The following is an 18940-nucleotide window of genomic DNA, read 5'->3' on the forward strand; positions in this document are numbered from 1 at the left end:
GTTCGGCTCTCCTGAACAGCTCCTCCACAGCCCCTACGGCTCATCTGCCTCCCTCGACAGACCCCAAGGAGCTCAACCGTGACTCACGAGGTACGCGCAGTGGTCGCCCGCAAGCAGGGCGCCCCCGTCTCCGTGGAAACGATCCTGGTCCCGGAGCCCGGGCCGGGGGAGGCGCTGGTGCAGGTGCAGGTGCAGGTGCGGGCCTGCGGCGTCTGCCACACCGATCTGCACTACCGGGAGGGCGGGATCGGCGACGAGTTCCCGTTCCTGCTCGGTCACGAGGCCGCCGGCGTCGTCGAGTCCGTCGGCGACGGGGTCACCGACGTGGCGCCCGGCGACTTCGTGATCCTCAACTGGCGTGCCGTGTGCGGCAGTTGCCGGGCCTGTCGACGCGGCCGGCCCTGGTACTGCTTCGCCACGCGCAACGCCACGCAGCCCATGACCCTCCTCGACGGCACGGCGCTCTCGCCGGCCCTCGGCATCGGTGCGTTCGCCGAGAAGACCCTCGTCGCCGCCGGGCAGTGCACCAAGGTCGACCGGGCCGCACCGGCCGCCGCGGCGGGCCTGCTCGGCTGCGGCGTCATGGCGGGCTTCGGCGCCGCGGTCAACACCGGAGGCGTCGGCAGGGGCGACTCGGTGGCCGTCATCGGCTGCGGAGGCGTCGGCATCGCGGCGATCGCCGGGGCGAAGGTCGCAGGCGCAGCCCGCATCATCGCCGTGGACATCGACGAGCGGAAGCTGGCGAAGGCCGAGCGGTTCGGTGCCACCGACACCGTCGACTCCTCCAGGACCGACCCCGTCGAGGCGGTGCGCTCCCTCACCGGCGGCTTCGGCGCGGACGTCGTCGTGGAGGCCGTGGGCCGCCCCGAGACCTACCAACAGGCCTTCTACGCCCGTGACTTGGCGGGCACCGTGGTCCTTGTGGGCGTTCCCACCCCCGAGATGAAGCTGGAACTGCCGCTCGCCGACGTCTTCGGCCGCGGCGGCGCCCTCAAGTCCTCCTGGTACGGGGACTGCCTGCCCTCCCGCGACTTCCCCGCCCTCATCGACCTCTACCTCCAGGGCCGCTTCGACCTCGGCGCGTTCGTCAGCGAGGAGATCGGCCTCGACGAGGTGGAGTCCGCGTTCGACGCCATGCGCCGCGGAGACGTACTGCGCTCAGTGGTGACGCTGTGAGCGCGGGAGCCCTCTGAGCGCCGGGCCCTCTGGGCCCACACCACACACCACACACGACTCGCTTCGCTTCGGCACCTGCCGCATGTCCGTACGACATCTACCGAGGTGACATCTGATGAGCATCACGAGCCTGCCCCCGAGCCTGATCTCCACGCTTCCCGGCGACTACTACACCGACCCGCAGATCTTCGCGCAGGAGCAGGAGCACATCTTCGAGTCCATGTGGTTCTGTGTGAGCCGGGCCTCCGACCTCACCAAGCCGGGAAGCTTCCGCACCTACCAAGTGGGCCGGGAGAGCGTCCTCGTCTCACGCTCCCGCGACGGCTCCGTCCGCGCGTTCCTCAACATCTGCCGGCACCGCGGCGCCAAGCTGTGCACCGAGGAGTCCGGTGAGGTCAGGCGGAACTTCCAGTGCCCGTACCACGCCTGGACCTACGGCCTCGACGGCAAGCTGATCGCCGCACCCAACCTGACGTCGATGCCGGACATCGACCGCACCGCATACGGCCTGGTCACCGTGCACGTCAGGGAGTGGCTCGGATACGTGTGGGTGTGCCTGGCCGAGCAGCCGCCCTCCTTCGAGGACGAGGTGATCGGCGCGGTCAGCTCACGCCTCGGCGGCGCCGACGCCATCGAGAACTACGCGATCGAGGACCTCGACCTCGGCAAGCGCATCACGTACGACGTCCAGGCCAACTGGAAACTCATCATCGAGAACTTCATGGAGTGCTATCACTGCGCCACCATCCACCCCGAACTCACCGAAGTACTACCGGAGTTCAAGGACGGACTGGCGGCCCAGTACTTCGTCGGCCACGGCGCCGAGTTCGCCGACGAGGCCAGGGGCTTCACCGTCGACGGATCCGAGGGGCTCGACCGCATCCCCTCGGTCGCCGACGAGCAGGACCGGCGCTACTACGCGATCACCGTGCGGCCCCAGGTGTTCATCAACCTGGTCCCGGACCACGTGATCATCCACCGGATGTACCCGATCTCCCACGACCGCACGATCGTCGAGTGCGACTGGCTCTACCTGCCGCAGGTCGTGGACGGCGGCGGGGGCAGTAAGGACATAGAGCGCTCCGTCGAACTGTTCCACCGCGTCAACCAGCAGGACTTCGACGCCTGCGAGCGCACTCAGCCCGCGATGAGTTCGCGCGCCTACGTCAAGGGCGGCGTCCTCGTCCCCAGCGAACACCACATCGGCGAGTTCCACGCCTGGCTCCAGGCCCGGCTCGGCACGCAGCGCGCCCATTGACCGTCCATTTGTTTCCTGGAGGTTCCCCATGATCCCGGTGTGCCGCATCGAAGATCTGCCCCCTGGTGAGTCCATCCGCGTGATCGAGGGAGTGCCGGCCCCCGTCGCCGTCTTCAACGCGGACGGCACGGTGTACGCCATCGACGACACCTGCACCCACCAGGACGCCTCGCTCGCCGACGGCTTCCTCGAGGGCTGCTTCGTCGAATGCCCCCTGCACGAGGCGTCGTTCGACCTGCGCGACGGCCGCCCGACCTGCCCGCCCGCGAAGACGCCCGTCCGCACCCACCACGTCACCGTCCAGGACGGTCAGGTCCTGCTTCACGTCACCGTTGGGGAGCCCGCATGAAGCACATCACTGTCGTCGGAGCCTCGCTCGCCGGCCTCGGCGCCGTCCGGTCGCTGCGCTCCGAGGGATACGACGGAGAGATCACCGTCGTAGGAGAGGAACTGCACCGCCCCTACGACCGCCCGCCGCTGTCCAAGGCCTACCTCAAGGGCGACGTCACGGCCGACGCCCTCGAACTCGGTGACGCCGAGGAGTACGAACAGCTGGGCATCCACTGGGAGTTGGGCGAACGCGCCGTACACCTGGACTGCTCCAGCACATCGGTCATCCTCGCCAACGGGCGCAGGATCGACACCGACGGCGTCGTGGTCGCCACCGGCTCGACCGCCCGCCGCCTCCCCGGTACGGACGGCCTCGCCGGCGTCCACACCCTGCGTACCCTGGACGACGCCCGGAGTCTGCGCGCCGAACTGGTGGGCGGGGTACCCCGGATGGTGGTCATCGGCGCCGGGTTCATCGGGGCCGAAGTCGCCGCCACCGCCCACCATCTGGGCCTCGACGTCACCGTGGTCGAGGCGCTGGACACCCCGCTGGAACGCCAGTTGGGCGCCGAGATGGGCCGCGTCTGCGCCTCCCTCCACACCGACCACGGCGTACGCCTGCTGTGCGGCACCGGAGTGGCGGAACTGGAGAGCGGCGGCGGCCGGGTCACCGGGGTGCGGCTCACGGACGGGCGGCTGCTGCCCGCGGACATCGTGCTCGTCGGGGTGGGTGCCCGGCCGGTCGACGGCTGGCTCGCCGACTCCGGTGTGTGGGTGGACAACGGCGTGGTGTGCGACGCGGGAGGTGCCTCCAGCGTCCCCAACGTCGTCGCAGTCGGGGATGTGGCCCGCCGCCCGCACCCCTTCACCGGCCGGCACGCCCGCATCGAGCACTGGTCGAACGCCGCGGAGTCGGCCGCCACCGCGGCCCGCACGCTGCTCACCGGCGAGTCCGCGACCCCGCGGGCCACCCCGCCGTCCTTCTGGTCCGACCAGTACGACGTCCGCATCCAGCTCGCGGGCTGCGTCGGTCCCGGCGCCGTGGTCGAACTCGTCGAGGGCTCCTACGAGAGCCGGTCCTTCGCGGCCCTCTATAAGGAGGACGGGGCGCCCACCGCGGTCCTCGCCATGAACCGCTCCAAGATCTTCAACCGCCTGCGCCGCACCCTGATCCCCGCCACGGAAAGGGTCGCGCCCGCCGTCGTCTGAACGGGCCCGCCACCATGCCTTCGCCTCTCCCGCCGCTCCGCACCCCTGATATATCAATGCAGGGATGCGGTACGGTGAGGTCTCATCGCGGACACGTCAGGGGAGGGGCGAGATGGCATCTGTGCCTGCCGCCGGGGGCCAGTCGCACGGCGCGACACTGGCCGACCAGGCGTACCAGGAGATCACGGACCGGCTCGTCACCCTGCAGATCCGCCCCGGCGAACCCGTCCACGACGCGCGTCTCGCCGCAGACCTCGGCCTCGGCCGCACCCCGGTACGCGAGGCCCTCAAGCGCCTGGAGATCGAGCGGCTCATTGTCGCCTTCCCCCGGCGCGGCACCTTCGCCACCGAAGTACAGATCGCCGACCTCGGCCACATCTCCGAAGTGCGCCAGGAGCTCGAACCCCTCGCCGCCGCGCGCGCCAGCAAGCGGGCCACCGCGGCGGACCGGGAGCGGCTGCGCGAGCTGCTCATCCGCGTGGAGGAGGAGTCGCAGGGAGCGCCGGAGCACGGCGAGATCGGCCTGCTCCGCCTCGACATGGCGGTGCACCGCGCCGTCTACGCGGTCACGTACAACCCGTATCTCGAAGCCACGCTGGTCAACTACGACAACCTCGCCACCCGGATCTGGTGCCTGTTCATCGACCGCCTGGCCGGACTCGAGCAACACGTTCACGAACACGGGCAGTTGCTGCGGGCCGTCATCGACGGCGACGAGGCCAAGGCTTCGACCGTGGCCGCCGAGCACGTGGAGAACTTCGAGCGCGCGATCCGCTCGATCATCTGACGCTGCCGACTGCCCCTCAACTCCGGGGATCGCGGGGCCCATTGACGCCCGCCACGCAGCGGTTCTAGTGTGCCGATCGCTGGTATATCAATCACGCTCAACTGTCGTGTCAACTCCACGTGAACGCGCGGCCGTTCCCGCCGAGGATGGCGGCCGGCACTTCTCCCGAACGCCACAAGCCCCAATGACGGGCCGCTGCTCGGAGGATCCCCATGCCCCATCAGGTCAAGGCCGTCGTCGCCCGCGCCCCCGGCGTACCGGCGACCCTGGAGACCGTGACCGTGCCCGATCCGGGCCCCGATGTGACGGACGTCGCCGAGGGGGACTTCGTCATCCTCAACTGGCGGGCGGTGTGAGGCAGTTGTCTGGCCTGTCGATTCGTGAGCGAGACGATCGACCTCACTGATGTGCAGGGCGCCTTCGACCGGATGAGCCGCGGCGAGGTGCTGCGCTCGGTCGTCCGCCTCTGACGACTCCACCCCCGCCCCCTCCCACAGCACCCTCGCGCACCCTTGAACTCCCGGAGGACCCACCATGAACTCGCAGTCTTCGCAGCCCAAGGTGGTCATCATCGGAGCCGGCATCGTCGGCTGCTCGCTCAGCGACGAACTCACCGCACTCGGCTGGACGGACGTCACCGTCCTCGAACAGGGCCCCCTCTTCGCGACCGGCGGTTCCAGCTCGCACGCCCCCGGCCTGGTCTTCCAGACCAGCCCCTCCAAGACCATGACCGAGTTCGCCCGCTACACCGTCGAGAAGGCGAGCGCCCTCGACCTCGACGGAGACTGGTGCTACCGGCAGGTCGGCGGCCTGGAGATCGCCACAACTCCGGAGCGCCTGGCGGAACTTGAGCGCCGCCACGGCTGGCTCACCTCCTGGGGCGTCGAGAGCCACCTCCTCGACCCGGACGAGTCCGCCAAACTCCACCCGCTGCTCGACCCCGGCGCCATCCTCGGCGGCTACCACATCCCCAGCGACGGCCTCGCCAAGGCGTTGCGGATCGGTGAGGCACAGGCCCGCCGCGCCCTCGCCCGCGGCGCCACCTTCCTCGGCCACCACACCGTCACCGACATCGAGACATCCGGCGGAGCCGTCAATGCCGTCGTCACCGACCGAGGCACCTTCCCCGCGGACATCGTCGTCTCCTGCGCGGGGTTCTGGGGCCCACGCATCGGCCGCATGGTGGGCCAGGACGTGCCGCTCGTCCCCATGGGCCACCAGTACGCCACCACCACACCGGTCACCGAACTCAAGGGCCGAAACAGCCAGTTGGACGAGGCGAACCTGCCGATCCTGCGCAACCAGGACGCCGGCCTCTACTACCGCGAACTCGTCGACCGGATCGGCATCGGCTCCTACGCCCACCGCCCCATGCCCCTGTCGCCCGACGACGTCGCCCACCCTGCCGACAGCCCGGACCAGCCCTCGAAGCTGGACTTCACCAAGGCCGACTTCGAGGGCGCCTGGGCCGACACCCGCAGGCTGCTGCCCGCGTTGAACGACGCGGACATCGCCGACGGCTTCAACGGCCTGTTCTCGTTCACCGTCGACGGCATGCCCCTGATCGGCGAGTCCCCGACGGTGTCCGGCTTCTGGCTGGCCGAAGCGGTGTGGGTGACCCACTCGGCGGGCGTCGCCAGGGCCGTCGCGAAGTGGATGGTCGAGGGCCGGCCCGGCGTCGACGTCCACGGCTGCGACATCAACCGCTTCGAGGACGTGCAGCTCGCCCCCGACTACGTACACGAGCGCAGCTGTCAGAGCTTCTCCGAGGTCTACGACATCGTCCACCCGCTCCAGCCGCCGAACCGCCCCCGCCCGCTGCGCGTGAGCCCCTTCCACATACGCCAGCAGGAGCTCGGCGCCGTGTTCCTGGAGGGCGCGGGCTGGGAGCGCCCGCACTGGTACGAGGCCAACGCCGATCTCCCCGAGGTGTCCCACATCAGCGAGCGGAACGAGTGGGCCTCCCGCTTCTGGTCACCCGTCGCGGGCGCCGAGGCACTGGCCACCCGCGAGCGGGTCGCGATGTACGACATGACCCCGCTCAAGCGCCTCGAAGTCACGGGACCGGGCGCCCTGACGTTCCTGCAATGCCTCTCAACGAACCAGCTGGACAAGGCAGTCGGCGCAGTGACGTACACCCTTCTCCTCGACGAGGCGGGCGGCGTACTGAGCGACCTCACCGTCGCCCGGCTCGCCGATGACCGCTTCCAGGTCGGCGCCAACAGCAACCTCGACCTCGCCTGGCTGCGCAGCCACCTGCCCGCCGACGGCACCGTGCAGGTCCGTGACATCACGGCCGGTACCTGCTGCATCGGGGTATGGGGCCCGCGCGCCCGCGACCTCGTGCAGCCCCTCACCGACGCCGACTTCTCGCACGAGAACTTCGGCTACTTCAAGGCGAAGCAGGCCTTCGTCGGGAACGTCCCGGTGACCGCGATGCGCCTGTCCTACGTCGGTGAACTGGGCTGGGAGCTGTACACCACCGCCGATCTGGGCCTGCGCCTGTGGGACACGCTCTGGCGGGCCGGACAGGACCACGGCGTGATCGCGGCGGGCCGCAGCGCCTTCAACTCCCTGCGCCTGGAGAAGGGTTACCGCGCCTGGGGCCACGACATGACCAGCGAGCACAACCCTTACGAGGCCGGCGTGGGCTTCGCCGTCCGCAAGAAGAAGGGCGACTACGTGGGCCGCGACGCGATCGTCGACGTCACCAAGGACACGGTGGACCGCCGCCTCACGGCCCTCCTGATCGAGGACGACCGCTCGGTGGTCATGGGCCACGAACCGGTCCACGTGAACGGCCACCCCTGCGGCTACGTCACCAGCGCCGCGTACGGCTACACCCTCGGCCGCCCGATCGCCTACGCCTGGCTCCCGGCCGAGCACGCGGAACCCGGAACACGGGTGGAGATCGGCTACTTCGGTGACCGGGTGGCGGCGACGACGGCGGCGGAGCCGCTGTTCGACCCGGAGATGACGCGAATCCGCCGGTGAGGGGGGTCGCGACGTCGGTGTAGCCGTCGGTGGCAGACGTGTGCGCCTGCCACCTGGTCGGCGACCGAGCGGCGCCGGATCACGCCATCAGGTCCCCGATCGTCCGGGCCACCTCGACCGCCCGCGGATCCGCGCCGCCCGGCCACGGGCCCCGAGCGATCGTGTAGCCGAAGGCCACACCCGTGTCCGGGTCGACGCAGCCCAGGGAGCCGCACGCGCCGTCGTGGCCGATGCTGCGCGGGCCGCCCCACGCCAGCTGTTTGCTCGGCTTCTGGAAGATGACGGCGTGTGCGCGGTCGTGCTGGTCGAGTACCTCGTCGTAGCCGCGGACCTGCTGCTGGCCGACCGTGGCGACGGTGTCGGGGCTCAGCAGCGGCGCGGATCCCTCGACACCCGTGACCGCGGCCGCGAGCAGCGTGGCGATGCCGAGGGCGTCGGCCGTCGCCGAGCCCGCGGGGTGGCCGAAGCGCCAGGACTGCTCGTCGTTGGCGAGATGGACGGGCGCGCCGGGCCGGGGCCCGAAGGTCAGCCGCTGCATCGCGTGCGGCGGGCCCTGCGGCTTCGGGTGTTCGCCGAGCGGCGGGATCATCGGCAGAACGTCCACGCGCCGCTCCTCGAGCCCCTGCCCCTCGGGGAGACCGAGGTAGAACGCGGCACCGAGCGGGCGGCGGATCTCCTCCTCGTAGAAGTCGTGGAGCGTGCGCCCGGTGATCCGGAAGACCAGTTCGGCGGCCAAGTTGCCGATCGTCAGGCCGTGGTAGCCGAAGGCCGACCCCGGATGCCACAGCGGCCGTGTCGCGGCCAGTCGCTCGGCACCCTTGTGATGGTCGAGCAACTCGTCCCAGGCCAGCCCGGGTTGAGCCTCCGGCAGCCCGGCCTGGTGCGAGAGCAGCTGCCGTACGGTGACCCGCTCCTTCCCGGCCTGTCCGAACTCGGGCCAGTACGAGGCCACCGTCGCGTCGAGGTCCAGGAGCCCGCGCTCGACCAGGAGCCCGACCGAGACACCGATGATGTTCTTCGACGTCGAGTACGGCACGATCAGCGAGTCACGTCCCAGATGCGGCCCGCCGTATGCGTCGAGCGCGAGCTGCCCGTCCACGTACGCCGCGATCTGGATCGAGAGGTCGGGATCGGCGGACAGCAGCCGGTCCAGCCGGTCGACGACTTCCTCGAGACCGGCATCGGCCCGTCCGGACAACGGCCCTTGCAGCTCCGACAGCTTCATCGCTCTCCCTCGATCCGCGCGTGCGCCCAACCGATCACCGGCGCTTGCACGTGTCAAGAGGCTGCGTGGAGTTCCACCGGAACCCTGCGAGGTTCGCCCGAATCACCATGTGTTCCCATATCCGGGCCGAGGGAGTGGGATGTCGCGCGGACCGCCGCGCGGGTCGGCGTAGCGAAGGGCGGGTGGCGGGGTGGCAGGCGCAAGGGACAGAGGCGCGCGGACAGTCATGTGGTTGCTGTGCGCGGTGCTGATGCTCGCCGTCGGGGCGGCGATGATCCCCGAGTTCCGCGCGGCGCAGGAACGGGAGCGGGAGTTCCGGGCGGCGCCGGTGTGCGCCTCGGCCCCGGTCGAGGTGTCGGACTGCCGGTGGAAGCAGAAGTTCACCGTACGCAGCGTGGACCTGCACCGCGGATCGAGGCACAAGTCGCCGGAGGCCGACCTGCTGCTGCCCTCCGGCAAGCCGTGGCATGTGAACTTCCGGAACTACAACCCCGTCGCATCGGGCATCGAACCGCACGACAAGGTGGTCGGACTGATCTGGCGCGGCGACGTCGTCGACCTGCGCGACACCGAGGGTGAGCACCAGGAGACCACCGAGGGCCCGCTGGACTGGCCGACGGACCGCCTCGGCGGCGCGCTCGCGTTCCTGTCGTTCGGAGCGGCCGCCCTGGTCGGCGCGCTGTGGTCGGCGTTCGCCCGCGGCAACCGGCGCCACGAAGCGGCCGGGAGAATGGTGCGCCTGCACGGCATCCCACTCGGCGTCACCGCCATCCTGATCCTGTGGCTGCAATCGGCCAACGACTGGCCCGCGCGGTCGCTTCCGATCATCTGGGGGATCGTCGCGGCGCTGATCCTCGCCAACATGGTGGGCTTCGTCGTGGCGGCGCTGCGCGGGCAGATCGGGCGCGCGAGCGGCGAAGCGTGACGGCGGCTCAGCCCACCAGTGCCCCGCTGAGCAGATGGCCGCGCCGATGGTCGTGACCGCCGTGCAGACCCACAGGATCGCCCTGCGCGCGTTCCTCACCGAACTGGCGGAGGGCGCCGGCGTGCGCAACTCGGTCGCGGTGGGCGCCCAGTTGGCCGTGCTGTTCGACGGAGCGATGGCCCTCGCGACGTTCGCGGGGGGACACGGACGCGGCGCTGCACGCGCGCAAGGGGGCGCAGGCGGTGCTGGCCGCGGAACTGTGACGTGTGACTACGAGATATTCGTAGTCACACGTCACAGTCCCGAGCGAGCGGCGGGTGCTGGATTGTGCGCTACTCCGGCTCCAATACGAAGGTGTACTCGGCCTGAAGGTACGGCTCCGTGAGCTTGCTGCCGTCTGGCGGCGGGGCGGAGGACGGGTCGCGTTCCGTGAAGGGGACGACCAGGGGGTCCTTCGTGCCGAACACGACGTCGCTGTCCAGGTATTGGCTGCCCTCCCGGAACAGATGGGTGATCAGTTTGCGGTGGCCGGGGTGGTCGATGAGGAAGTGCACGTGGGCCGGGCGGAAGTGGCTGATCCGGGTCCTGTGGATGAGCTCGCCCACCGGGCCGTCCATGGGGATGGCGTAGCCGAGGGGCGCGACGGTGCGGATGCAGTACGTGCCGTCCTCGCGGGTGGTGTACTTCGCGCGCAGCCGGGCCTCGTCGACCTCGGGGACCTGGGACTCGTACGCGCCGTCGGTGTCGGCCTGCCATACGTCGAGGACGACGTGGGGGAGTGGCCTGCCCGCGGTGTCGGTGACCGTACCGGTGAGGAAGAGCGGGGTGCCGGGGAGGCCGTCCGACATGTCGTGGGCGTGGGGTACGTCGGGGGAGCCGTCGATGTGGAACGGGCCGAGGACCGTGGCGGGCGTGGCACGCTCGGAGAAGCGGTGACCGAGCTCCACGGTGAGCATGCTCAGGCCCAACACGTCGGAGGCCAGCACGAGTTCCTGGCGTTTGTCGTCGCTGAGCCGGCCGGCCTCCGTGAGCCAGGTGATCGCGGCCGCCCACTCGTCCTCCGTCAGGTTCACCTCGCGGGCGTACGCGTGGAGGTGGCGAACGAGGGAGGTCAGCAGCTCGGCCAGGCGCGGGGAATCGGCGGTGGACCAGCGGTCGACGGCCAGTTGGGTGAGGTCGTGCTCGTCGGTGGACACGGGCTACTCCTGCGGGGAGGCGGAGGGCAAGGGAGTTGGTGGGATCGGAGTGCTGTGCTGTTCCACTGAGGCGAAGATGTCCCGGGCGACCGGCGTGCGGATCTCCTCCGCCAGCTGCCCGATCAGGCCCGCGGTGCGGGCGAGCAGGGCGAAGCCGCGTAGGAGGGGGAGCGGGAGGCCCAGATCGGCGAGGGCGGCTCCGCACACCCCGGCGCCGTTGAGGGGGAGCGTGCGGCCGAGGACGCTCGGGTGGGTCCGGCCGATGGCCTCGAAGAGGGTGAGGTGCGGGCCGAAGAGGCCCTCCTCGCGGGCGATGTCCATGAGGCGCTGGGTGCGCGGGTCGCCCTCCTTGTGGAGGTGGTGGCCCAGGCCCGGGATCAACTCGTGTGCGGAGTGGGTGTGTTGGATCGTGCGGCGCGCCAACGAGTCCCAGGCTGTCTGGTCGTCGGGGGCCGGGTGCTCGGTGCCGAGTGAGGTCACCACTGCGGCGAGGTAATGGCCCGTGTCCTCGGTGACGCCGAGGAAGCGGGAGCCGCCGCCCAGCAGTCCGGCGGCGAGGGCGCCCTGGACCGAGTCCGGGGCGGAGAGGTACGTGAGGCGGGAGACGATCGCGGTCGGGGTGAAGCCGTGGTCGGCGAGCGCGGCCAGGACCGCCTCGAAGACGCGGGTCTCGCCGGGGCTCGGGCGGCGCTGCGTGGCCAGCCAGAACGCCAGCTCACCGAAGCCGACGGAGCCCATGATGTCCTCGGCCAGGTCCTGGCCGAGGAGCGTGATCCGCTTCGGGCCCGATGCGCCCAGGGCTGTGGGGTAGGAGGGGGGTGTGGTGGATGTGGGGTGGGTGGGCTGGTTGGGCTGCTTCGGTTGATTGGGGTGTTTCGGGTGCTTCGGCTGGTCAGGCATGTGGGGGCTCCGTGGGGGTGGGCTTGGTCAGCCATGTGCGCAACTCCTCGCCGTGTTCGTCCAGTTCGGGCGGTGGGAGGCGGTACGTGGCAGGGGTCGCGGAGAAGCGGATCGGGTGGCGGGTCGTGGGCAGGGCGCGGTCGCCCTCGCCGACGGTGACGACCGGGTCGAGGCCGAACTCCTCGGCCATCGTGAAGCCGCCGTCGATCGTGTTGATCGGGCCGCTCGGGACTCCGGCCTTCACCAGCAGCGTGAACCATTCGTGCGCGCCGCGCGTGGCCAGGCGCTCGACCAGGATCGGGCGCAGTTCGTCGCGGTGGGACGTGCGATCGGAGTTGCGGGCGAAACGCGGGTCGTCGGCGGTATCCGGGATGCCCAACACGGAGCACAGCGTGCGGAATTGGCCGTCGTTGGCGGCGGCGACGATCAGGTCGTGGTCGGCCGTCGGCAGCGGTTCGTACGGGAAGACGCTGGGGTGGGCGTTGCCCATGCGGTAGGGGACCGTGCCTCCGGCGACGTACGCGGAGCTGTGGTTGACGAGACCGGTGAGCGCCGAGGAGAGGAGGTTCACCTCGACGTGCTGGCCCTCGCCGGTGGCATCGCGGTGGCGCAGCGCCGCGAGGATGCCGATGGCGGCGTGGTTGCCCGCCATGACGTCGAACACGGAGATGCCGGCCCGGAAGGGCGGGCCCTCCGGGTCCCCGGTCAGGCTCATCAGGCCGGACATGGCCTGCACCATCAGGTCGTAGCCGGGGACGTCACGGCCCGCGCCGGTGCCGAATCCGGTGATGGACGTGTAGACGAGGCGGGGGTTCGCGGCGTGGATCGTCTCGAAGTCGAGGCCGTAGCGGTCCAGGCCGCCGGGGCGGAAGTTCTCTATCAACACGTCGGCGCGGTGGGCGAGTTCGGCCGCGAGCGCGGCATCGGACTCGTCCCGCAGGTCCAGGGAGAGGGAGCGCTTGCCGCGGTTGATGCCCAGGTAGTACGTCGAGACGCCGTCGTGGACCGGGGGCATCCACGTGCGGGTGTCGTCGCCGCGCGGGCCCTCGACCTTGATGACGTCGGCGCCGAGGTCCGCGAGCAGCATCGTCGCGTACGGGCCCGCGAGGATGCGGGAGAAGTCGGCGACGAGGATGCCGGACAGCGGTCCTTTGGTGGGCGGTTGATCGGGTGCGGTGCTTGGTGGCATGGAGTCGGCCTCTCCGTGTCCGAGGGGCGGACACTTGTCCGTGTGGGGGATGCGGGAGCTCGGTGGGGGTGGGTGTCACGGAGTGGTGGGTGCGCTCTCGGGGCTCTGCCCCGGGCCCCGCTGCTCAATCTCCCCCAGCTGACGCTGGGAGGTGCCCCCTGCAGGGGCTTGGTGTGGGACCGACTCCATCCGCGCGAAGTCGAGGCTGATCTCTCCCGCCGCGTGCAGCAGGCGCGGCAGGTGGGCGTGCACCAGGACGTCGACCGGGGTCTCGGCCGCGTGCGCGTTGACGTTGAGGCTCGCGATCACGCGGCCCGTGCCGTCCCGCAGGGGTGCCGCCACCGAACGGATGCCGCGGGCGAGCTGCTCGTCGGTGAGGGCCCAGCCGCGGGCGCGTACGTCACACAACTCTGCCTCCCACTCCGCGCGTTCGGGGCGCCAGAGCGGAGTGAGGCCCGAGCGGCTCGGCTCGGCGAGAACCCGTGCCGCCTCGTCCGGGGCGAGCGCGGCGAGCAGTACCTTGCCGAGGGAGGTCTGGAGCGCGGGGAAGCGGGTGCCGATCTGCACGGACAGCGTGACGATCTTCGGGCGGGCCACCCGGGCGACGTAGACGATGTCCGAACCGTCGAGCTGCGCGATCGAGCAGGACTCGTCGGTCTGCTCGACGAGGCGTTCCAGATGGGGGCGCGCCACGTCCCACAGGCCCATCGAGCGGACGTAGGCGACCCCGAGGTCGAGCACGCGCGGCGTGAGCGCGAAGCCGGCGGCGCACTGGCGGACGTAGCCGAGTTCGGTCAGCGTCAGCAGGATGCGGCGCGCAGTCGGGCGGGCGAGGCCCGTATCGGTCGCGACCTCGGCGAGCGACATCACCGGGCGGCCCGGCCGGAACGCAGTGATCACGTCCAGACCGCGGGCCAACGCCTCGATGAAGTCCGGGCCGGTTCCTTCGCGTGGCATGGCGGCTCCTCCGTGCCATGGGCCAATCGATCCAACTCCCCACTGTTCCATGGGGATTGACAGCAGGGTGCGCCTTCATCAGCATCGGTGGCAATGGCCGACCGGCATACGGACGCTCGTCCGACAGGGGTCGATGCGGGTCCGGACCGATCCAGAGAGGTCCGGAGTGCCGGAGAGGAGACCGATGATGCATCGCTCAGCTCCCTCGGAACCGCCGAACCCACCGAACCCACCGAACCCACCGAACCCGACGAACCCGTCGAGCCCCTCGAACCCGCCGGAATCGTTCCCGCCCGGACGGCCCGTCGTCCTGCGCGGCGGCACCGTCCTGCCCATGGACCGCGCCCGTCGGGTCCTCCCCGGCACCGATGTGCTGGTCATCGGTGATCGCATCGCCGCCGTCGGGCCTCAACTCGCGGTAGCCGACGGCACGTTGGAGATCGACGCCACCGACGGCATCGTCATGCCCGGCATGATCGACACGCATCGGCACATGTGGCAGACCGCCATGCGCGGCTACGGCGCCGACTGGACGCTCACCCAGTATTTCGTCTGGTACTACCTCGAACACGGCACCGCCTTTCGCCCGCAGGACATCCACGCGGGCAACCTGCTTGCCGCCGTCGAGGCGCTCGACGCCGGAGTCACGACGGTCGTCGACTGGTCGCATGGGCTGCAGAGCACCGCGCACGCCGAGGCCGCCGTGGACGCGCTGCGCTCCGTTCCCGGCCGGTACGTCCTCGCCTACGGGAACATCCAGCAGGCGCCCGCCGAATGGGCCACGGCCCCGGACTTCCGGGCCTTCGCGCGTCGGCACATCGCCGATGCCGACGACATGCTCGGCTTCCAGCTCGCCTTTGACGTCACGGGCGACCCGGCCTTCCCCGAGAAGCCCGCCTTCGAGGCCGCCCGCGAACTCGGCGTACCCGTCACCACGCACGCAGGGGTGTGGGGCGCCACCAATGACGACGGCATCCGCCTCATGCACGAGCACGGCTTCATGACACCCGAGACGGTGTACGTGCACGCGGCGACGCTGTCACCGGACTCGTACCACCGCATCGCGGCGACCGGCGGCTCGGTGTCCGTCTCCACGGAGAGCGAGCAGAGCGCGGGCCAGGGCTATCCGACGACGTGGGTGTTGCGCGCCCACGGCATCCCCGTGTCCCTGTCGATGGATACGAGCGTGTGGTGGAGCGGCGATCTGTTCTCCGCGATGCGTACGACGCTGGGCGCCGACCGGGCCCGCGAGCACTTGGAGGCGCACGCGCTGGGGGAGACCGTCACGCACTGCGCGCTGCGGGCGGAGCAGGTCGTGGAGTGGGCGACCGCGGGCGGCGCGCGAGCGCTCGGCCGTGACCGTGACCTCGGCAGCGTGGCGGAGGGCAAGAAGGCCGATCTCGTCCTCGTCAAGAACGACCACTCACCTGTTTCCTTCCCGCTTCTCAACCCCTACGGACACATCGCCTTCCAGGCTCAGCGCGGTGATGTGCACACCGTCCTTGTCGACGGGCGGGTCGTGAAGCACGAGCACCGCCTCGTCGACATCGACCTCGCCGCCGTGCGACGCGAGGCCGAGGGCGCCGTCGAGCACCTGCGGTCGACGCTGGGCGAGGAGGCGTGGCGGGCCGGAATGAACCCCGACGTTCCCGAGGCGAAGATCCTCGACAACCCGTACACGTACACCGACTTCCGGTCCGGAACGACCCACGGCCGGTGAGGTCCCCGATCGGCCGGACGGAGGCCGCGTCGAGGGCATCGAATGCGGTGTGAAAGACTTTCACCCTGCCGGTGCGAGCACGGTCCCCATGGAGACCGTCGACGCCACCATCCCTTCTTCCGTCCTCCGGATGCCACGACCGTATTTGCCCCCGGTCGCGCCGTGTCCGGACGTCGGCATGAGCGGGTGGGGCAGGCCGCCCGCCCCGGCGCCTGCCCCAGTCCACCTCGCGCGACGGAACGACGGAACCAAGCCACATGACACAACTGGATGAGATGGCCGCGACCCCGAGCGCCGCGGGCCCGGTGGACAGTGCGGACGGCGGTGACAAGCCGAGCCGTTACGCGAAGAAGGCGGTGTTCGCCTCTTCCCTCGGCTACGCGATGGACGGCTTCGACCTGCTGATCCTGAGCTTCGCCCTCTCCGCCATCTCCGCCGACCTGGGCCTGGACAAGGCGCAGGGCGGCTCGCTCGCCACCATCACGCTCATCGGCGCCGTCGTCGGCGGACTCGGGTTCGGGATGCTCGCCGACCGGATCGGGCGGGTGAAGGTCCTCACCTACTCGGTGATCTTCTTCGCCGTGTTCACCGGCCTCTCGGCGCTGGCGACCTCGTACGGGGAACTGTCCGCGTTCCGGTTCCTGGCCGGCGTCGGCATCGGCGGTGAGTTCGGCATCGGCATGACGCTCGCCGCCGAGGCGTGGCCGAGCAAGAAGCGGGCGCGCGCCACGTCGCTGGTCGCGCTCGGCTTCCAGGCCGGTGTGCTGGCCGCGGCGCTCATCTCGGCGCCGGTGCTCTCCGCATGGGGCTGGCAGGGACTGTTCCTGATCGGCGCGGTGCCCGCCGTGGTCGCCATCGCGCTCCGCTCCCGGCTGCACGAGCCAGAGCACTTCACGCGCAGCCGCAGCGAGGGCGCGCGCCTGTCGACGCTCGCCTCACTGAAACTGCTCGTGAAGGACGCGCCCACGGCCCGCGCCAGCTTCGGCGTCCTGGTCCTGACCTCGGTCCAGAACTTCGGCTACTACGGCATCATGACGTGGCTGCCGACCTACCTGAGCGAGCGGTTCGGTTACAGCCTCACCAAGTCCTCCGGCTGGACCGCCGTCACCGTCGTCGGCATGGCGCTCGGGATTCTTCTTTTCGGTGAACTCGCCGACCGGCTCGGCCGCCGCAGGACGTTCTGGCTCTTCCAGGTCGGCGCGGCCGTCTCCGTCCTCGCGTACAGCCAGCTCGTCTCGCCCTGGGCGCTGCTCGTCGGCGGCGCCGTGATGGGCCTCTTCGCCAACGGCATGACCGGCGGCTACGGCGCTCTGATGGCCGAGCTGTACCCGACGCAGGTGCGGGCCACCGCGCAGAACACCCTGTTCAACATCGGCCGTGCGGTGGGCGGTTTCGCGCCCGTCGTCGTGGCCCTGTGCGCGGACCGGTGGGGCTTCGCCGTCGCCATCGGCCTGCTGTCCGCGATCTACGTCGCCGACATCCTCGCCATGTTCGTCATCCCGGAGCGCAAGGGCTCGCGGCTCGCCTGAGGGCCCCTGACGGCACCCGCGCAGGGTGCTCGCCTTCGGCGCGGACGGGCCGCATGCTGGGACCGGACGTCCGCGCCGAAGGGGAGGCAGCCGTGACTGCTCGCGATCAGGATCTGCGTACCCAGAAGATCTGGGCCCGCGACGCGCCCCACTACGACGGCTGGATGCGCCGCATCGACCGACACCTGCTGCGCGGCGGACGCGCCCGGCTGTGCGCGCGGGCCCACGGCCGGGTTCTGGAGGTCGCCGTCGGTACCGGCCTCAACCTGCCGCACTATCCCAAGGGCACCGACCTGACCGGGATCGACCTCTCCCCGGACATGCTGGCCCGCGCCCGGGTACGGGCCGCGGACCTCGGCGTCGACGCCATCCTCAGCGAGGCGTCCGCGACCCGGCTCCCGTTCCCCGACGGCTCCTTCGACACGGTCGTCTGCGCGCTGGCCCTGTGCTGCATCCCCGACGACCGCTCGGCCGTCGCCGAGATGCACCGCGTCCTCGCACCGGGCGGCACGCTCCTCCTGATCGACCATGTCATCAGCCACCGCTTCGCCGTCCGCACGCTCCAGCGGGCGATCGAACCCGTGATGATGAAGCTCGCCGACGACCACCAACTGCGCCGCCCGCTGCACCTCGTACGGGAGGCGGGATTCAAAGTCGTCGAGCGTGAGCGCTACAGCTTCGGCGTGATCGAACGGCTCGTCGCGGTCAAGCCGGAGCTGGAGCCGGATCCCGAGCCGGAGTGAGGGAGTCCAGGACGGCGGCGAGGTCCGCGCCCGCGCGCAGGAGTTCCACGGAGCGCGCGCCGATCCGGTCGAGGCGTTCCACGAGGATGTGCCGGACCCGCTCAGGACCGCCGCCCTCCCGCAGCGAGTGCAGTGAGTGCAGCGAGTCGATGATGTCCCGCACCGCGGGGATGCCGTATCCGCTGCCGCGCAGCGCCGCGACGATCCTGGCCGCGCCGATCGCCGGGGCGTCGTAGCGGCGCGCCCGCAGCGAGGTCACGCGCTCGGGCGCGACGAGTCCCTCCCGCTCCCAGAAGCGCAGCGTCGAGGTGCGGACGCCGAGCGCGGCGGCGAGTTCGGTGATGGTCATGGTGTCGGCGCCCTCGACCGCGCCGTGGTGGGCCGCCTCGGACTCGATCGCCCACAGCGCCTTCTGGGCGCGCAGCACCTCGTCGCGTTCGCGCGCGAGGCCGACGTGCACGGCGTTGATCGCGGCGGCCGCCTCCGTGACCGTCCGCGTCCACAGGTCGGCCATCAGCTGCCGGGCGGCGACGGGCCCGACGGCCCCGGCGAGACCCCGGTAGGCGCGCAGTGCCCGCACATGGACGGGCGCGTAGGCCCGGTAGCCATTGCTCGACCGCGTGGCCGCAGGGATGACCCCGAGCCGCTCCAGATCGCGCACCTGTTGCACGGAGTACCCCGACTCCCTGGCGACATCGACGGTCCTGAGCGCGCTCTCGTCGGGCATCGGTCCCCTCTCGCCTCCCCGCAACCCCACATAAACACTTCAAGCAGATGCTTGAACCATGACCAGCAACACGAG

The 18940-nt window shown here is 70.6% G+C and carries 17 protein-coding genes and 1 pseudogene; 11 read left to right on the top strand and 7 right to left on the bottom strand.

Annotated elements, in window-relative coordinates:
• The first annotated feature begins 78 nt into the window (after positions 1–78).
• From OG746_RS43140 to OG746_RS43170, 7 genes and pseudogenes are all read left to right on the top strand, one after another.
• Positions 79–1176 (top strand): S-(hydroxymethyl)mycothiol dehydrogenase, encoded by a 1098-nt coding sequence (locus OG746_RS43140; RefSeq protein ID WP_266724730.1) that lies wholly within the window; start codon positions 79–81, stop codon positions 1174–1176.
• 115 nt (positions 1177–1291) lie between these two features.
• Positions 1292–2434 carry an aromatic ring-hydroxylating oxygenase subunit alpha gene (locus OG746_RS43145; RefSeq protein ID WP_266724732.1) on the top strand — a complete coding sequence of 381 codons (1143 nt, stop codon included), beginning with the start codon at positions 1292–1294 and terminating at the stop codon, positions 2432–2434.
• A gap of 28 nt (positions 2435–2462) precedes the next feature.
• Positions 2463–2783, top strand: coding sequence for a bifunctional 3-phenylpropionate/cinnamic acid dioxygenase ferredoxin subunit (locus OG746_RS43150; RefSeq protein WP_266724734.1), 321 nt, complete (start codon positions 2463–2465; stop codon positions 2781–2783).
• Positions 2780–3973, top strand: a complete 1194-nt coding sequence (locus OG746_RS43155; RefSeq protein ID WP_266724735.1) for an NAD(P)/FAD-dependent oxidoreductase — start codon at positions 2780–2782, stop codon at positions 3971–3973. The genes OG746_RS43150 and OG746_RS43155 overlap by 4 nt, the downstream gene beginning before the upstream one ends.
• Positions 3974–4085: 112 nt before the next feature.
• Positions 4086–4760, top strand: coding sequence for a GntR family transcriptional regulator (locus OG746_RS43160; RefSeq protein WP_266724737.1), 675 nt, complete (start codon positions 4086–4088; stop codon positions 4758–4760).
• A gap of 212 nt (positions 4761–4972) precedes the next feature.
• Positions 4973–5113, top strand: a pseudogene (locus OG746_RS43165) (S-(hydroxymethyl)mycothiol dehydrogenase); the annotation flags it as partial.
• 181 nt (positions 5114–5294) lie between these two features.
• The gene (locus tag OG746_RS43170; protein WP_266724739.1) at positions 5295–7754 is read left to right on the top strand and encodes a GcvT family protein; all 2460 of its coding nucleotides are present in this window, start codon (positions 5295–5297) and stop codon (positions 7752–7754) included.
• 79 nt (positions 7755–7833) lie between these two features.
• Here the strand turns inward: OG746_RS43170 and OG746_RS43175 are convergent, their stop codons facing one another.
• Positions 7834–8979 (bottom strand): serine hydrolase domain-containing protein, encoded by a 1146-nt coding sequence (locus OG746_RS43175; protein ID WP_266724740.1) that lies wholly within the window; start codon positions 8977–8979, stop codon positions 7834–7836.
• Between the two features lie 226 nt (positions 8980–9205).
• Here OG746_RS43175 and OG746_RS43180 point away from each other — a divergent pair, with 226 nt between their 5' ends.
• Positions 9206–9904 (top strand): hypothetical protein, encoded by a 699-nt coding sequence (locus tag OG746_RS43180; RefSeq protein WP_266724741.1) that lies wholly within the window; start codon positions 9206–9208, stop codon positions 9902–9904.
• 7 nt (positions 9905–9911) lie between these two features.
• On the opposite strand, the gene OG746_RS43185 is transcribed toward OG746_RS43180, so the two are convergent.
• From OG746_RS43185 to OG746_RS43205, 5 genes are all read right to left on the bottom strand, one after another.
• Positions 9912–10109: a hypothetical protein gene (locus tag OG746_RS43185; RefSeq protein WP_266724743.1), complete on the bottom strand. Its 198-nt coding sequence runs from the start codon at positions 10107–10109 to the stop codon at positions 9912–9914.
• Between the two features lie 127 nt (positions 10110–10236).
• Positions 10237–11100 carry a dioxygenase family protein gene (locus OG746_RS43190; protein ID WP_266724745.1) on the bottom strand — a complete coding sequence of 288 codons (864 nt, stop codon included), beginning with the start codon at positions 11098–11100 and terminating at the stop codon, positions 10237–10239.
• A 3-nt stretch (positions 11101–11103) separates the two neighbouring features.
• Positions 11104–12000, bottom strand: coding sequence for a citryl-CoA lyase (locus tag OG746_RS43195; protein WP_266724747.1), 897 nt, complete (start codon positions 11998–12000; stop codon positions 11104–11106).
• On the bottom strand, positions 11993–13189 hold the full coding sequence (locus OG746_RS43200) for a CaiB/BaiF CoA transferase family protein (RefSeq protein ID WP_266724749.1): 1197 nt from the start codon (positions 13187–13189) through the stop codon (positions 11993–11995). The genes OG746_RS43195 and OG746_RS43200 overlap by 8 nt, the downstream gene beginning before the upstream one ends.
• A gap of 75 nt (positions 13190–13264) precedes the next feature.
• A complete protein-coding gene (locus tag OG746_RS43205) occupies positions 13265–14146 on the bottom strand; it encodes an IclR family transcriptional regulator domain-containing protein (RefSeq protein WP_266724751.1) in 882 nt (293 codons plus the stop codon).
• A gap of 334 nt (positions 14147–14480) precedes the next feature.
• Here OG746_RS43205 and OG746_RS43210 point away from each other — a divergent pair, with 334 nt between their 5' ends.
• The 3 genes from OG746_RS43210 to OG746_RS43220 all read left to right on the top strand — a co-directional run bounded on the left by OG746_RS43210 (position 14481) and on the right by OG746_RS43220 (position 18138).
• A complete protein-coding gene (locus OG746_RS43210; RefSeq protein ID WP_266724753.1) occupies positions 14481–15866 on the top strand; it encodes an amidohydrolase family protein in 1386 nt (461 codons plus the stop codon).
• A gap of 257 nt (positions 15867–16123) precedes the next feature.
• Positions 16124–17395 (top strand): MFS transporter, encoded by a 1272-nt coding sequence (locus OG746_RS43215; RefSeq protein WP_266724755.1) that lies wholly within the window; start codon positions 16124–16126, stop codon positions 17393–17395.
• A gap of 92 nt (positions 17396–17487) precedes the next feature.
• Complete coding sequence (locus OG746_RS43220; RefSeq protein WP_266724757.1) at positions 17488–18138, top strand: class I SAM-dependent methyltransferase; 651 nt, start codon at positions 17488–17490, stop codon at positions 18136–18138.
• Here the strand turns inward: OG746_RS43220 and OG746_RS43225 are convergent.
• The gene (locus OG746_RS43225) at positions 18101–18865 is read right to left on the bottom strand and encodes a MerR family transcriptional regulator (protein ID WP_266724759.1); all 765 of its coding nucleotides are present in this window, start codon (positions 18863–18865) and stop codon (positions 18101–18103) included. The genes OG746_RS43220 and OG746_RS43225 overlap by 38 nt on opposite strands.
• Between the last annotated feature and the right edge of the window lie 75 nt (positions 18866–18940).

It is taken from the genome of Streptomyces sp. NBC_01016, assembly GCF_026341035.1.
Classification (GTDB): domain Bacteria; phylum Actinomycetota; class Actinomycetes; order Streptomycetales; family Streptomycetaceae; genus Streptomyces.